Annotated in this window: 14 protein-coding genes; 2 read left to right on the top strand and 12 right to left on the bottom strand. The window is 54.1% G+C overall.

The window, feature by feature from the left end; all coding sequences use genetic code 11:
- Window positions 1-36: 36 nt before the first annotated feature.
- The gene (locus tag AB4090_RS03895; protein WP_369572550.1) at window positions 37-1,545 is read left to right on the top strand and encodes an MFS transporter; all 1,509 of its coding nucleotides are present in this window, start codon (window positions 37-39) and stop codon (window positions 1,543-1,545) included.
- A 4-nt stretch (window positions 1,546-1,549) separates the two neighbouring features.
- Here the strand turns inward: AB4090_RS03895 and AB4090_RS03890 are convergent, their stop codons facing one another.
- From AB4090_RS03890 to AB4090_RS03835, 12 genes are all read right to left on the bottom strand, one after another.
- Window positions 1,550-1,807: a hypothetical protein gene (locus tag AB4090_RS03890; protein WP_369572549.1), complete on the bottom strand. Its 258-nt coding sequence runs from the start codon at window positions 1,805-1,807 to the stop codon at window positions 1,550-1,552.
- A gap of 184 nt (window positions 1,808-1,991) precedes the next feature.
- Window positions 1,992-2,654 carry a nitric oxide reductase activation protein NorD gene (locus AB4090_RS03885; RefSeq protein ID WP_369572548.1) on the bottom strand — a complete coding sequence of 221 codons (663 nt, stop codon included), beginning with the start codon at window positions 2,652-2,654 and terminating at the stop codon, window positions 1,992-1,994.
- Between the two features lie 5 nt (window positions 2,655-2,659).
- The gene (locus AB4090_RS03880; protein ID WP_369572547.1) at window positions 2,660-3,757 is read right to left on the bottom strand and encodes a hypothetical protein; all 1,098 of its coding nucleotides are present in this window, start codon (window positions 3,755-3,757) and stop codon (window positions 2,660-2,662) included.
- 185 nt (window positions 3,758-3,942) lie between these two features.
- Window positions 3,943-4,956, bottom strand: coding sequence for an alpha/beta fold hydrolase (locus AB4090_RS03875; RefSeq protein WP_369572546.1), 1,014 nt, complete (start codon window positions 4,954-4,956; stop codon window positions 3,943-3,945).
- A gap of 169 nt (window positions 4,957-5,125) precedes the next feature.
- Window positions 5,126-6,121, bottom strand: coding sequence for a formamidase (locus AB4090_RS03870; RefSeq protein WP_369572545.1), 996 nt, complete (start codon window positions 6,119-6,121; stop codon window positions 5,126-5,128).
- 120 nt (window positions 6,122-6,241) lie between these two features.
- Window positions 6,242-7,612, bottom strand: a complete 1,371-nt coding sequence (locus AB4090_RS03865; protein ID WP_369572544.1) for a cytosine permease — start codon at window positions 7,610-7,612, stop codon at window positions 6,242-6,244.
- A 93-nt stretch (window positions 7,613-7,705) separates the two neighbouring features.
- Entirely contained in the window at window positions 7,706-8,749 is a 1,044-nt protein-coding gene (locus tag AB4090_RS03860) for an aliphatic amidase (protein ID WP_369572543.1), read from the bottom strand.
- A gap of 70 nt (window positions 8,750-8,819) precedes the next feature.
- On the bottom strand, window positions 8,820-9,140 hold the full coding sequence (locus AB4090_RS03855; RefSeq protein ID WP_369572542.1) for a DUF190 domain-containing protein: 321 nt from the start codon (window positions 9,138-9,140) through the stop codon (window positions 8,820-8,822).
- A gap of 10 nt (window positions 9,141-9,150) precedes the next feature.
- Window positions 9,151-9,528 carry a fluoride efflux transporter CrcB gene (crcB, locus tag AB4090_RS03850; protein WP_369572704.1) on the bottom strand — a complete coding sequence of 126 codons (378 nt, stop codon included), beginning with the start codon at window positions 9,526-9,528 and terminating at the stop codon, window positions 9,151-9,153.
- 58 nt (window positions 9,529-9,586) lie between these two features.
- Window positions 9,587-9,931, bottom strand: a complete 345-nt coding sequence (locus AB4090_RS03845; protein ID WP_369572541.1) for a zinc ribbon domain-containing protein — start codon at window positions 9,929-9,931, stop codon at window positions 9,587-9,589.
- 60 nt (window positions 9,932-9,991) lie between these two features.
- Complete coding sequence (gene fmdA, locus AB4090_RS03840; protein WP_369572540.1) at window positions 9,992-11,218, bottom strand: formamidase; 1,227 nt, start codon at window positions 11,216-11,218, stop codon at window positions 9,992-9,994.
- Between the two features lie 33 nt (window positions 11,219-11,251).
- A complete protein-coding gene (locus tag AB4090_RS03835; RefSeq protein ID WP_369572539.1) occupies window positions 11,252-12,916 on the bottom strand; it encodes a cytosine permease in 1,665 nt (554 codons plus the stop codon).
- Window positions 12,917-13,192: 276 nt separating this feature from the next.
- On the opposite strand from AB4090_RS03835, the gene AB4090_RS03830 reads away from it, so the two are divergent.
- Window positions 13,193-14,266, top strand: coding sequence for an outer membrane beta-barrel protein (locus AB4090_RS03830; protein WP_369572538.1), 1,074 nt, complete (start codon window positions 13,193-13,195; stop codon window positions 14,264-14,266).
- The last annotated feature ends 38 nt before the right edge of the window (window positions 14,267-14,304 follow it).

Here is a 14,304-nt window from a genome sequence, read left to right as displayed (position 1 = left end):
CGCCGGCGTACTTTGCTTGCCATGAAAGCCCTGCAAATGAGCCTACTAGCCGCTGCTGCCTTTGTTGTCCTTTTTGCCGCAGGGGGGTATCTACCCCTGGTCCCGTATATTTCTGGTGGGGTAGGTGTTAACACCCTGTATGGAATGTGGGGGCAGGCGGATTTTTTTGCGGCCATGGGTATTGCCTTTTTGCTTTTACCCGAATTGGAGCGAGTGCTAGGGGAGCGATACAGCCTGGCGTTGGCCTTAGCTACGGTGGTGATTACTGCCGTGCTGGCGGCTACGGCTAGCACGTTGGCGCAGTTGCTGCCGGCCCGAGTGCTGATGGGCTGGGGGGCGGGAACTGCGCTGCCCTTGGCCCTGCGGCAATTCCAACGTCTCATCCATGGGCCGGGGGGGCAGGGGCAGCGGTTGGCGTGGTCTTATTTGGGGATGACGCCCTTTTTTCTGGCGCCCTTGCTGGCTGGGGCGTTGATACGCTATGGCCACTGGCCGGTTTTTTTCTGGCTGGAAGCGCTGGTGGCCGCTGTGGCGGTGGGGGGACTGTGGTGCTTTCCCGTTGCCGGTGCGCCACAGCGCGCGTCGGGCCACACGACGGATTTGCCGGCACTCCTGCTGCTGGTGCTTGGTATTGGTGTCTTGCAGGCAGTAGCTGATTCCGGGCAGATCTTGGACTGGTGGCGGGCCTCTGCCATCCGCATGGGCCTGATGCTGGCGTTAGGCGTGGCGCTTTTGCTTTTGGGACGAGGTCTTTGGACCCGGCGCTCGCCCTTGCCGGCGGTCTTGCTTCGCAGTCCGCGCTTTTGCGTAGCGGGCCTGGGAGTGTTGCTGGCAACGGCTGTCCTCCAGGGGCTGTTTGCCCTCTTTTTGGTCCAGTACCAGGTATTGCTGGGGTACAGTACCTGGCAGGTGGGGCTGCTATTCATTGGTATGGCGCCAACAGTGTTGCTCGGTCTGCTGGGGAGTGCCTGGTGGCTGCGTCGGGCATATTCGTCGCGCCTGCTTTTGGTGTTGTGCCTGGGGGGTACCGCCCTGAGTGCTGTCTGGGTGGCTCATTACGCCAGGGATGCCACGCCGACGAGTCTGATCTGGCCGCCGCTATTCTTTGGCCTATTTTTGGGTGGATTCTTTTCGGGTTTCATGGACTTGGGCAGCCGTGCTGCAGCGGTCCTGGGCCATGAGGCTGATGCAAACCGCTGGCTCAATGCCCTGCGCACCTTGGGTCAGGGCTTGGGGATTCCGCTGGTGACATCGCTTTGGCTCCGGCGCGAAGACCTCTACCATCATTTTTTGGCTGAGCTGCCCGCAGGGAGCCGGGCGGCTTATCAGACCGTGTTGCAGACCCTGGGGACGCAAGGGCTATCGCACCCGGCAGCGGCGCAGGTCATGGCGGGGGAGTATCAGCGGTTGGCCGGGATGCTGGCCTTCAATGAGGTCTTTGCCGAAGCTGCCGGGGTCTTCGGATTGCTGGCCTTAGGCCTTTTGGTCTGGGTGTTGGTGGATAGCGCCGTATCGCCTTGGGCACGAGAAATCAGGCACCACTAATTTTTTACCAAGGTATGCCGAATTGGTATAGAGACAAGGACAATTGCGATACGCAGAAAATAGTCAAGAGCCAATTAAGGGCGAGCAAGGCTTCTGCGAGAGTAAACAGCATGGGGAGATCTTCACCATGCACTAAAAACGCCAAAGCGGAACTCAGCACAGCCAAGCCAAGGGGAATCGTATGGATACCGATATGCTCATCTGCTGAGCCAATGACAAAATACGCCACCCCGCCCGTAGCCATCATCACGGCATAGGGCATGCCACGACACGGTGGGCTCTGGACTGCATCCTATTTTGCGTGCAGGGATCAATCATTGTTGTAATATTATAACAAATGCAGCGCATATCGTGATGAGAAAGCCCTCCTTCGGCCGGCAATTCGGCCGGCAAGGATTTGACAAATTTGATTACTTTGCCGTTCACTGAGGCATTCGAATTTCCTTCTAGAGATTCTTATGCGCGAAACGCAGGAACAATCTCGCCATTTGCTCAGACAAGTAAAGTGGATTGCATGAAATAACAAAATATTTTTTTCCGAATATGCGTTCAACATATTCCTCAGAATACGTATCCAGGCTGATACAGAAAACATAGATACCACGATGACGCGCCTGAATCACTGCATGACGTGTGTCCAGCATTAGATGCTCTGGATCAAAGACGTCAATATCAGAAGGTTCACCGTCGGTCACGATCAGCATTATCCGGTTGTATGAGCCCCGCGTGAGCAATGCCTCGCTCGCATGCCGGATCGCCGCTCCCATCCGAGTGGAGTAACGCCCTTTAAACCCGGCAAGGCGCGACTTGGCCGCCGTATCGAAAGGCTCATCAAAGCGCTTGGCGCTCTGGTAATCTACTAGATGACGTCCTTGAGAGTGAAACCCGGCCAAAGACAGTTCGGAGCCAAGATCCGTCGCGGTCTCGGCCAACAGAAGAACGGCTTCGCGGGCCAAATCCAGAATGGGACGACCGCTGACGGGATCGGGGTTGTTCACCGATTCGGAAAGATCGAGCAACAGCGACAACGCCAGAACCTGATCGTCCTGCGGTCGTGTGCGAATGAACACGCGCGGGTCCGGCTCCTGCCCGTTACGGATATCCGCCATCGCCCTCAGCGCCGCATCCAGATCCAGCTCATCCCCCGTTCCTGTTTGCGCAACAACACACGGTGCCGACTGCGCAAGGCACCGACAACACGGCGCAGGTTGGACAGCAACGGGCGATTGGCCGCAATCACCGCGGGCGCCCAGTCCATGTCGCCCTCTTCCGCATTTCGTTCGTGCACGGCGCACCAGTTTTCCCGTTCGACACCGAATCGGGCGAACCATTCCGGGTAGCGTGATGGATGCATTTCCTCGTCTTCGCTGGTCTGGAAGAACGTCAGTTGTGCGTCTTCCGTCACCTCTTCGATTCGATAGCCAGCCTCGGCATCACTCGACACCTGAGGAACTTCGGTGAAGGCCAATTGCCGTCCCTCGGCGGCTTCCTCGAACTGCGCGCCGGCTTGCACGCCTTCTGTCGCCTGATCGGCGGCCTTCGTCTCTTCGGGCAACGGGTGCTCTTCATACCAGAGATGCTGGTTGTCATCCCGGTAGACGGCCATTGGCGGCACGCTGCCCTCGTCCATCGACAGGCGCATCTGGCCGATATCGTGGGCCAAACGCAATCCGATTTCACGGGCCGTCCTTGCGTCATCGATTTCGGAAATTCGTTCCTGAAACAGAGAGATGGCCTTACGAACCATGAAGTCGTCGTCCGTGGACTGTTCCAGTTCCAGCAAACCACGGGAAAGACGCCACATCAGTGTCGCAAAGGGCGTGGGGTCCGGTGACACCGGAGGATGCAGATCCAGCCAGAGCCGACGCAATCCCGGGAAGTGCGAAAAGGCGAGGTACTCGACCCGAGCGTCCTCGACCAGTTCAACCAGATGTCGCTGACGCGCGTTCAGTGACTCGGGGTTCAACGGTTGGCTGTACATGCGATGGGCGGCCGCATGGACCGCTGCTGCAATATAGACTCGCCGCGCGGTCACCTCCCCTTGCCGGGGCAGTGAAGACGGCAGTCGAATATGGGTCTGATCAATACGGGGGCGAACGGCTGCCGATCCCGACGCGGCCGGAATGCCAGCCAGATCGAAAGAATGTCCCCAGAGTGCGATCAGATACAGATTTAATAGATGTCGCACGTCCTCGAAGGACTGAGATGACACAACAGGTTCCGCTTCCAATTGTTGAGGTATGAGATTAGCCATAGGAGTCTTCATGGAAACGGACATAAGAATTTGGGGCTACCGCAATGATGCGGCAACCAGAACATCGTTCCGCAAGGGCTTTATGACGACCGGACAATCCATCCGGAGCCGCAGGCAGCGCCGGACGGAGATGACTGCCCGGATTAGCGAGCCAACAGTTCCTTCAAGGCATCGTCGATGAACTTCACGTCCACCTTGTTCATGCCCGGGCCGCCGGCAAAGTGTCCCCAGATCGATGGGATCGGACGGAACTCGGCGTCCGGCATCTTGCTGACTTCGTACTCGTTATCTTCCGGCGGGAAGTACAGATCGGTCTGCCCCGGCATAACGATGGCCTTGGCCTTGATCGCGCCCAACGCCTTCTCGAAGTCGCCGCCGTACAGCGGGTTGTTGCTGATGTCGCCCTGTTGCCAGGTCCACAGCATGGCCAGCAGGTTGTTGGCGTCACGCGCAAGGAAGAAGCCCTCCCAGAACGCGACCAGGAAGTCTTCCAGCGAAGAGTAGCCGTATTGGAGGTACAGCTTCTCGCGGTAGAACGCCTGGGAGAAACCCCAACCGGCGTACACACGTGCCATGGCGCGCAAGCCCTTGGTCGGCGGCTTCTCGTACCAGCCGTTGTTCCAGGCGGCATCGGCGGTCAGAGCGGCCTTGACGCTTTCGAGGAACACGAAGTTGTGCACGGAGGTCTTCGCCGAACCGCAGAACGGCAGGATGCGCTCGACCATATCCGGGTAGGACGCGCCCCATTGGAAAGTCTGTTGCGCGCCCATGGACCAACCGGTCACCAGCGCGATTTTCTCGATGCCGAATACCTCGGTCACCAGGCGGTGCTGGAAGCTGACGTTATCGTAGGAAGTAACACCCGGGAAACGAGACTGGTTGTAGGGTTCCGGGGTATTGCTTGGCGAAGACGACAGACCGTTGCCGAACATGTTCGGAATGATGATGAAGTACTTTTCAGGATCCAGCGCCATACCGGGGCCGACCAGCCACTCGTTGTCGTAGTGTTGACCGGAATACCAGGTCGGATACACGATGACGTTGTCTTTCGCCGCGTTCAGCGTACCGAAGGTCTTGTATGCCAGTTTGGCGTCACGAATGGTGGCGCCGGACTGCAGAACCACGTCACCCATTTCAAAAATCTTGTAATCACTCATTTCATATTCCTCAAGGTTTAATAAAGATCGTTCGATTCGAACGATTGAATGACCGTATCCGTACGCATTGCCGCCGCTCGATCACCGAGCAGCACCTTCAGGACGTCCGAATGGAGTGAACGAGCTGAAGGCCAAGGCGCAGAGCGCATATGTACTGGTGGATAAACACTCATGCCGCGCCGTACTTTCGAACGGGTTTGGGGAAGCCGCAGGACGTGCCGTCCGTGACCTCCACCTGATCTTCCCAAGGCAACCGGTAGGTACCGGCGACCAGGTCCTGCATGAAGGTGTACGGGCAGTCTTTTGCCCCACCGTCGACGGCGACGTAACCGCGGTGTCCGAGCTGGTAGATGTTGTTCTCCACCCCCCACAGACGCCGCGCTTCACGTGCCAGGGCCGGTCGGACCTCGGCCGTGATGATCTGGTCCGGTACGCCGCTACCCTCGACCAGGGTTGTCCCGTCGAAATTGACCACCATTCCTTCACCCATCGAGTTGAACGTCCCGTCCGTGCCCGCCATGCAAACGCTTGCGGTGTACATGAGGTTGCAGAAGGCATTCGCCTGATTGGTGATCTTCCAGGAATGACGGATCGGTGCGGTGTAGCCCGCTGTACGCAACATGATGTCGGCCCCGCGATAGGCGCATTCCCGCGCCATTTCGGGGAACATCCCGTCGTGACAGATAATCAATGCCAGGGTGCTGCCGTTCGGTCCTTCGCACACGGGAATGCCCATGTCACCCGGTTCCCAGGGTTCCACCGGCACCCATGGATGGAGCTTGCGATACTTCAGGCGGATCACGCCTTCGGCATCGATGATCAGCCCCGTGTTGTACGGGTAGCCATCCGGGTTGTATTCCATGATGGAGAAACAGCCCCAAACGGCGTGCTCCACGCAGGCAGCCTGCAGCGCGGCAACCTCAGGCCCATCCATGCGCACCATGATTTCCGGGTTGGTATCCATCGACAGTCCATGGAGCGCATACTCCGGGAAGACCACCAGATCCAGAGTGGGCATCCCGTTCTTTGCTTTCGCCACCATGGCGCAGACCTTCTCCATCTGAAGGGTCAGATCCGCTGGCGTTTTCACGACGGGCAGTTGCAGTTGCACCAGCCCCAGAACGACGCCATCCGGAGATTTGTTCAAACCGCCCAGGCCGCTCATGCGCCCTCCCCGATCACGCCGAGGCCATTCAGGCTTCGGGCGATCTCATCAGGCTGGTCAACTACCCGGAACACCGGTTGATTCGGTGTTCCAGCAGCCGTTTTCTGTACGGCGGCCACGTTAGGCCACCGCGTTTTTCTTGGTGGCTGTAGACATAAGAATCCAGTACACCGCCCCACCGACCAACGCGGAGGAGATAGCGGTGGACAGGCCCGGGAACGCTTTCTCGACGATGAAGGCAACCACGGAGCCGGCCGCCCATGCGATGAAAGCAAGCGGACGCCAGTCGGCAGTGACCTGCGAGTTCGGACGCTTGAGGTACTGGTCGATGATGATGATGGCGCCGATTGGCGGCACGATGATACCGAGCAGGCTCAACCACTGGATGAAGAAGGCCCAGACGTTGGTCGCCGCGATGAGGATACCGATGGCACCCAGCACAACCGCCATCAAGCGCATTTCGCTGCCCAGAATACGTGACCAGCCGGTAGAGGCGTTGTACAGGCAGTGTGAGCAGACAGAACCAAGGTTAGCCAGCAGGAAGATGAAGGCAAGCACCATCAGGACACCCGAACCACTGGCCATCATGTAGCCGAACATGTTGTCCTGGCCGAATGGGTTGGCATTCGGTACGGCGAGTGCTGCGGTCATGATTCCGCCCACCAGCATCGCGATCATGTTCGCGAACGGGAAGGCACTGAAGGTCGCCACGAGGGAGCTCTTCTTGTCCTTGGCCCAGCGGTTGAAGTCTGGCGTTACGGTACCCGCGTCAACAAACAGAGCAATCACCATGGTCAACCCGACGCCGAACGGCAGCAGGTGCGTCGGATCGTTGCCGTGGTAGGACATGATCGCGTCGAAGGTTGTCTTGCTGGACGCATCAATCACGACCCACAAACCGAGCACGACAAACAATGGCGCGGAAATGATGCCGATCCAGTGCAGACCGCGAACACCAACAAAGGTGATGCCGATGAAGAGCAGACCCGCGATGATGGTCATGACGACGTAATTGATGTGATAGGCACTACTGATCAGGGAACCGGCAATACCCGTCTGAACGGCGAACCAGCCCAACAGGAGGGTCGAGAGCAAACCCGACGCCAGAGCGTAGCCCTTGCGACCGAATACGATGCTGGCGAGCAGCGCGAAGTTGAAGCCTTTCTTGGTGCCCAGCAGGCCCAGCAGACCAACGTAGCCGAGCATGATCAGGTTACCGATCAGCATGGCCCACAAGGCACTGGTGAAGCCCATGCCGAGTACGAGGAGCGAACCGGTCATCGCGCCGGTAATGATCATCGGGAACCCCATCCAGACCATGCTCACAGAGAACATGCTGCGACGGGCGGACATGGGAACGGCGGTATGCTCGTATTCCTTGCCCAGGGTATGTTCAACTTCTTCTTCGATGTGCTTGACCTCTTCGACCAAATGCTCACCGTAGTGATGTTCGCCGCCTTTTTTCAGGCTGGCATCATGTTCTTGGCTCATTTGATTATTCCTTACTTAATCCTTGTTCGATTCAGGGTGCTCGGTTGTGGCAACGTCGCACCCGCCATGCTCAAGTGTCGGAGGTGAGTTGCCTTATTTGTGGCCGCCCAGATCCTGCTCGTTCGGAATGCCCTGGATCGGGCATTCGGCCGTGCCGGGTGTCGAGCGCGTGATCTTCTCGACGTTTTCACGTGCCTTCGCTGGATCGGTGATCCAGGTCTTGTAGAACTCGTAAGGGCATTCGCCAGCGCCGTTCATGTCGTCGCCGGAATTGATCATGCCGGTGTAACCGCGGTGCAGCAGCTTGTAGAGGTGGTTCTGGCTCTGCCAGTTTTTGCGCGCGTCGCGAATCTGGGAAACGGACAATTCGGCGTACTGGATGCCGTATTCCTCTTCACCGCACTCACCGAGTGTGCGACCGTCGAAACCGACGATGGCCGAATGGCCGAAATAGGAGTACACGCCATCGAAGCCCGTCGCATTGGCGACGGCAACATAGGTGTTGTTCATCCAGGCCATGGCTTTTGCGACCAGCACCTGCTGGTCTTTGGCCGGATACATGTACCCTTGGCAACGAACGATCAGTTCGGCGCCCTTCATGGCGCAATCGCGCCAGATTTCAGGATAGTTGCCGTCGTCACAGATGATCAGGCTGACCATCATTCCCTTGGGGCCTTCGCTCACGTAGGTCTTGCCGCCGGGATACCAGCCTTCGATCGGGCACCATGGCATGATCTTGCGGTACTTCTGCACGATTTCACCCTGATCGTTGATCAGGGTCAGCGTGTTGTACGGTGCCTTGTTCGGGTGCTCCTCGTGACACTCGCCCGTCAGGGAGAACACGCCCCAGGTCTTCGCCTTACGGCAGGCGGCAGAAAAGATTTCGGTCTCTTCGCCCGGAACGGTTGAGGCTGTTTCGTACATTTCTTTCGGGTCGTACATGATCCCATGGGTGCTATACTCGGGGAAAATGACAAGGTCCATGCCCGGCAGGCCCTGCTTCATACCCACGACCATGTCTGCGATCTTGCGGGCATTGTCCAGAACGTCGGCCTTGGTATGCAGACGCGGCATCTTGTAGTTGACGACGGCAACGCCGACGGTATCTGCACTGGACGAAATATCACCATGACGCATTGAGGCTCCTTTATTTAAATACTGTGCAATAAGTTGGATTACTTGGCGTATCTAATATACGAATCATGGCCTAAGACGGACATCCACACTGCGCGTCCCAGCGCAACACATGATTCGCAGGGACTAATTTTTGCAACTGAGGCATGACGGCATTTACGGTCTCCGGCTCGTCAAAAAACTCGAGCACCAGAGGCAGGTGTACGTTCAGGCGCAAGATATCATCAGCACGCACGATCCCTTTGCTACCAAACCCGGCGATACCACGAAACACCGTTACGCCATGCACTTTATATTCGTCATGCAGAATACGAAAGATCTCTTCCATAAGATTGTGCCCGTCGTACTTGTCACCCTCTTTGATATAAATGCGTACTACCGATACGGTCGTCATCCTCCACCTCTCAAATACTGCGCGAGATCCAGGCACCGGCAAAAGCCGCTACTACACAAAGAAACAATGAAGCAAACATATATAGCAGGCCCTTCACTGGCTCGCCATTTTCAAAGAGCACCAGAGTTTCTAGGGAAAAAGTGGAAAACGTGGTATAGGCGCCGAGTCCTCCAGTGAGCATTCCTGTGCGTAGCTCTGGACTGAGGGAAATACGTTCCAGAGTTTCAAAGAATAAAAACCCCATGATAAAACAACCCATGACATTAATGCTCAAGGTAGCCCAGGGAAAATTTCTACCGAGCACCGTCTGTACCAACAACGTCTGCCCGTACCGGGCCCATGCTCCAAGTATGGCGAACAAACCTATGTAAGCAAATGTTCCAATCATAATTCCATCTGTCATCAATCTTCTATATGTGACTATTCAAAAAAATTAGATTAGGCATTTAGTGACTAATCATCCACGGCCTCTTACCAGGAAATCCTTTAGGAGAGTCGGACTGAATAGGTGACAACAAACTCTTCTTACCATTGCAACAACCACAACCTGTAGGGTGTCTTGAACGCGTCTGAATATCTGCCGACATCGATGGCTCGTGCCGTGATTTCTCATTAGTGGCGTGCGCGCTACGTTGCTGCTTGGACAGCAAAGAAAGTGCTGGTGCGGAGATTGCTATGCGGGAAACAAGATTTCCACAAGATGGGCATGAGCAATTTTCGTTCCGTTCATTCATAGGGCGTAGCAATTGAAATGAGCCGCAACGAGTACATTCAAATTCATATAGAGGCATACGCAGTTCTCCGAAATGGGGCGCAATCCACATCCCTACTGAAAGCACCCCGAAAGCGAGTTAGTCAACTGACAATGGCAAATCTACATCGCCGGATACCTGTTTCACTGGGCCATTGGCACACGGATTTATATCGAAATCAAAGATTTCCGTCGGTAGCCACAATGTCGCGCAGGCATTGGGAATATCGACGACCCCGCTAATGTGTCCCTGCACAGGTGCAGTGCCAAGTATGGAATATGCCTGCGCCCCCGAGTAACCAAATTTTTTAAGGTACTCGATTGCATTCAAGCAAGCCTGTCGATACGCCACATGGACGTCGAGATAATGCTGCTTTCCAGACTCATCTACGGATATTCCTTCAAATATCAAATAGTCTTTATATGTTGGAGTAATTGGGCTAGGCTTGAATATAGGATTCCTTATCCCGTATTTTTTCATTCCGCCCTTTACAAGATTGACACGCATGTGAATCCACCCGGCCATCTCAATCGCACCACAGAAAGTAATTTCCCCGTCGCCCTGACTGAAGTGCAGGTCACCAACCGAGAGGCCAGCACCATCTACGTATACAGGAAAAAATACCCGAGCACCGCGAGACAGATCCTTGATATCGCAATTTCCTCCATGCTCTCGCGGAGGAACTGTACGCGCTCCTTCCGCAGCTGCCTTATCCCGAGCTTCACCAGTCAACTTTCCCATGTGCGCAGTCTTGGCAAATGGTGGATTCGCCAGCGGGGGAACACGCTCTGGATCACTCGCAATAAAATCTACCTCTCTTTCATTCCACATATCCAAGGTTGGCTGGTCGGGCAAACAGCCTATTAAGCCAGGATGGATAAGACCGGCGAAATTTACGCCAGGAATATGGCGCGAGCTAGTGAACATCCCATGAAAGTCCCAAATGGACTTTTGTGCGCTGGGAAAGTGCTCAGTGAGAAAACCACCACCGTTTTTCTTACTGAAGAATCCATTAAATCCCCAAAGACTGTCACTTTTGGCACCAATATCGAGAATATCGACCATTAGAAGGTCACCAGCCTCTGCACCCTCTACGCCCACAGGTCCAGAAAGAAAATGTACGGTACTCAAATCAATATCACGCACATCATCAGCGCAATCATTGTTTTTGATGTAGCCGCCAGTCCAATCGTACGTCTCCAAAACAAACTCGTCTCCCGGCTTGACCCAGACCGCCATTGGAATGTCTGGATGCCATCGGTTATGAACCATTTCATTCTCGTATGGCGATTGTTCAAGATCAACTTTTACAAGTGTTTCGGGCATTTGCAATCCTCCAAATAACGCCAGTTTACACGTTCACGCACATTTCACAGGGATGTCTTTCAGCATACCGACATCTTTGCACATATCATGGCAAGTGGTGTCCAAAGAGCAACACAGCGAGCAGATTGGTCCGTCGTGGGCCGGGCAGCAAGCCATATCTTCTTTTTCGTACTCATAGCCACAACTCGTGCAGCTTAGTACGTCATGGTGTGTTCCGGCGTGGTAATGGCGATCACGAGCTATGTAGTACTTTCCCTTGGTGATTACGGCAATGATTGGAGAGAGTGTAAAGGCTATGAACAATGCAATGAATGCACTGAAAGACTCTCCCCAAGGGCCGAATGCTCCGAAAAATGCAGCTACAGAGATAGCAGACGCAATCACCATGGCACCAAAACCAACTGGGTTGAAGTTGTACAAATGTGCCCTTTTGAATTCTAGATAGGAAGGACTAAGTTTCAGCAGGGGCTTATTGATAACCAAATCAGCCACCACAGCCCCTATCCACGCTACCGCGACGTTTGAATAGAAGCCAAGTATCGTACCCAGTATGGAGAACATGTTGCCTTCCATCAACGCTAAGGCGATGCCGACGTTGAAGAAGATATATACCACGCGCCCTGGGTGACGGTGGGTCACGCGCGAGAAGAAATTTGACCACGAAAGAGATCCCGAATACGCATTCGTAACATTGATTTTGATCTGGGAAAGAAAAATGAATAGTGCTGCGACGGTCAAAGCCAAGCCAGCATAGGGAAACACATACTGAAAGGCCGCAATGTACATATGCACAGGTTGATTAGCATCAGCAAGGGCGGTACCGTGTGATACAGCGAGAGACGAGAAGAATGAACCCATCAGCTGTTTGCTAGCCCCCAACACCACCCATCCAGGACCAGCAGCCATTACCGCGAGCCACCAAATCCAACGACGACCGCTTTTTTGCGCCGGCATAAAACGTAGATAATCTGCCTGCTCGCCAATCTGAGCGATAAGTGAAAGCGCTATTCCTGCCGCAGACCCATACAACAGTGGGTTGAAACCTGATCCGCTCGGAGATTTTCCAGCAAAACTGGTCCACGCTGCTACCGAAGAGGGATCCTTAATCAACACAGCAACCACGGGAATGATCAGCAATGAAATCCACAACGGTTGTGTCCACTTCTGCAACACCGACAATAATGTCATTCCGAAAACAACCAATGGGATGATTATGAGCGAAGAAATAGCATATGCAGCAGCCAAAGGCACGCCGAAAAACACATTCATCGCCTGAGACATAACTGACCCTTCCAAGGCGAAAAAGATAAATGTAAATGACGCATAGATTACCGATGTGATCGTAGAGCCAAGGTATCCGAACCCTGCACCACGCGTCAACAAATCAACATCAACGTTGTATTTTGCGGAGTAATATGCAATTGGTATTCCCGTCAAAAATATGATAAGCGCTGCTGTAAGAATGCCCCAAAAGGCGTTGGTAAAGCCGAACTGTATCGCGAGTGACCCACCGATAGCCTGGTCCGCCATGTAGGCAATTCCGCCAAGCGCAGCCATGGCAACTGCATACTCTGACCATTTGCGGAAGCTAGATGGGGCATAACGCAAAGAGTAGTCTTCGAGAACCGGGTTATTTACCAAACCACCGAAGGTTCTTTTTTCGGATTTTTTCACAACGGATTGAACTGTGCTCACCATTTTGTCCTCCAAAGTTGGTAACCCTTAGATTCAAGCATGTTTCGTGCCATTGTTTCTTTGATCTGTTTTTATCAAATCAGCACCACGCTGGTGAGAAGCGCGCACTGGCATAGGGCAGGACGCACATGTTTGGTGCACAACATAGCGGATCAGCATCGGACTTAAAAGCAAAAATTATTTACAACATCTTGTAGTAAAGGCGCAACGAGCATCTTTGTATTGTTGGCACAATATGTTTAATGTCTTGCCTGAACAACTAGCCAAGGAGGCTTCTACATGTCACTTCGCAATACAACCAAGTTACTCACCAAACTTTCAGCTACCACGGTTTTCGCGGTATCCAGTACGGCTTTTGCCGCCGGCTTTTCTATTCCTGCACCAATTAAAGTAGATGCTGGCCCTGTCGGTACCATAGATGTGCAAGGTGTAGCATCCGTTATGGGTTTCGCACAGACAAACCCGTCTGCGCCAGGGAGTGGTTTAAACAGCAAGAACTTCGGAGCAGGCATCACCAATGGTCTCGTAATGATCAATAAGTCCACTGGATTAGTTCAGTTCAACCTTATTGCGGGTGCCTACAATTTCCCCAATCTTGGACAGCCTTTCCACTCGGCTAGCACAGCGATCAAGGACTTTACCGCGCTCCCCGAGGCCTATGTTTCGGTAGTACCAAGCTCCGATTTTTCGATCAGCATCGGGCAGCTCCCTACGCTTCTTGGCTACACGGGCACGCTTGACTTCAACCGCATGAATATTGAGGGTGGATTTCCCTGGACCATTCAACCCTCTTATAGTCGAGGCGTTCAGGTGAATTACTCGATGGGGCCAGTCTCAGCTTCTCTTTCTTGGAATGACGGATATTTCTCCAATCGTTACAACGTCATTTCTGGATTGCTAACCTACGCAATCAATACAGATAACTCATTGTCAATTTATGCCGCCGGAAATACTGGACATACCGGGACTGTGAGCGATCTTACGTCCTTAGCCTTCTCCAAGAATGGCTATGTTGATGGTTCTCTAGTTTACGACAATAGTGACTTGTACGGCGCATATTATACTTACAGCGGTAGCAGCTTCACGGTAACACCGGAAGTGCAATATATGTACACACCCAAGAACGCACAGTTTGGTACCACACAGAGCTCCTATGATATTAGTGCCATGATCCACGGGGCATATTATATCACACCCAATTGGTCAATCGCTGGCGGTGTTGATTATGAGAAGTCCGGCGCATCTGGTGAAGGAAGTACCGCAACCGGTGGATATTTTGGTTATGGCCCACCCGAGTTCGACAGTTCAACGGCAAAAATCGTCAAATTCGTAATGCCACCCCAGCATTCATAGGGGTTTCAGCGCCTATTTTCGAAAACGTCTGTGGTGGC

Origin of the sequence: Acidithiobacillus sp. IBUN Pt1247-S3 (genome assembly GCF_041146875.1) — a bacterium.
Classification (GTDB): domain Bacteria; phylum Pseudomonadota; class Gammaproteobacteria; order Acidithiobacillales; family Acidithiobacillaceae; genus Igneacidithiobacillus.
Note: the sequence above shows the minus strand (reverse complement) of the source record. Positions and strands in the feature narration are given on the sequence as shown.

Excerpts from the sequence above, each read along its gene's own strand:
- AB4090_RS03895 (WP_369572550.1), top strand. The coding sequence starts at position 37 with ATGAGCCTACTAGCCGCTGCTGCCTTTGTTGTCCTTTTTGCCGCAGGG.
- AB4090_RS03890 (WP_369572549.1), bottom strand. The coding sequence starts at position 1,807 with ATGCCCTATGCCGTGATGATGGCTACGGGCGGGGTGGCGTATTTTGTC.
- AB4090_RS03885 (WP_369572548.1), bottom strand. The coding sequence starts at position 2,654 with ATGGCGGATATCCGTAACGGGCAGGAGCCGGACCCGCGCGTGTTCATT.
- AB4090_RS03875 (WP_369572546.1), bottom strand. The coding sequence starts at position 4,956 with ATGAGTGATTACAAGATTTTTGAAATGGGTGACGTGGTTCTGCAGTCC.
- AB4090_RS03870 (WP_369572545.1), bottom strand. The coding sequence starts at position 6,121 with ATGAGCGGCCTGGGCGGTTTGAACAAATCTCCGGATGGCGTCGTTCTG.
- AB4090_RS03865 (WP_369572544.1), bottom strand. The coding sequence starts at position 7,612 with ATGAGCCAAGAACATGATGCCAGCCTGAAAAAAGGCGGCGAACATCAC.
- AB4090_RS03860 (WP_369572543.1), bottom strand. The coding sequence starts at position 8,749 with ATGCGTCATGGTGATATTTCGTCCAGTGCAGATACCGTCGGCGTTGCC.
- AB4090_RS03855 (WP_369572542.1), bottom strand. The coding sequence starts at position 9,140 with ATGACGACCGTATCGGTAGTACGCATTTATATCAAAGAGGGTGACAAG.
- crcB (WP_369572704.1), bottom strand. The coding sequence starts at position 9,528 with ATGATTGGAACATTTGCTTACATAGGTTTGTTCGCCATACTTGGAGCA.
- AB4090_RS03845 (WP_369572541.1), bottom strand. The coding sequence starts at position 9,931 with ATGCCTCTATATGAATTTGAATGTACTCGTTGCGGCTCATTTCAATTG.
- fmdA (WP_369572540.1), bottom strand. The coding sequence starts at position 11,218 with ATGCCCGAAACACTTGTAAAAGTTGATCTTGAACAATCGCCATACGAG.
- AB4090_RS03835 (WP_369572539.1), bottom strand. The coding sequence starts at position 12,916 with ATGGTGAGCACAGTTCAATCCGTTGTGAAAAAATCCGAAAAAAGAACC.
- AB4090_RS03830 (WP_369572538.1), top strand. The coding sequence starts at position 13,193 with ATGTCACTTCGCAATACAACCAAGTTACTCACCAAACTTTCAGCTACC.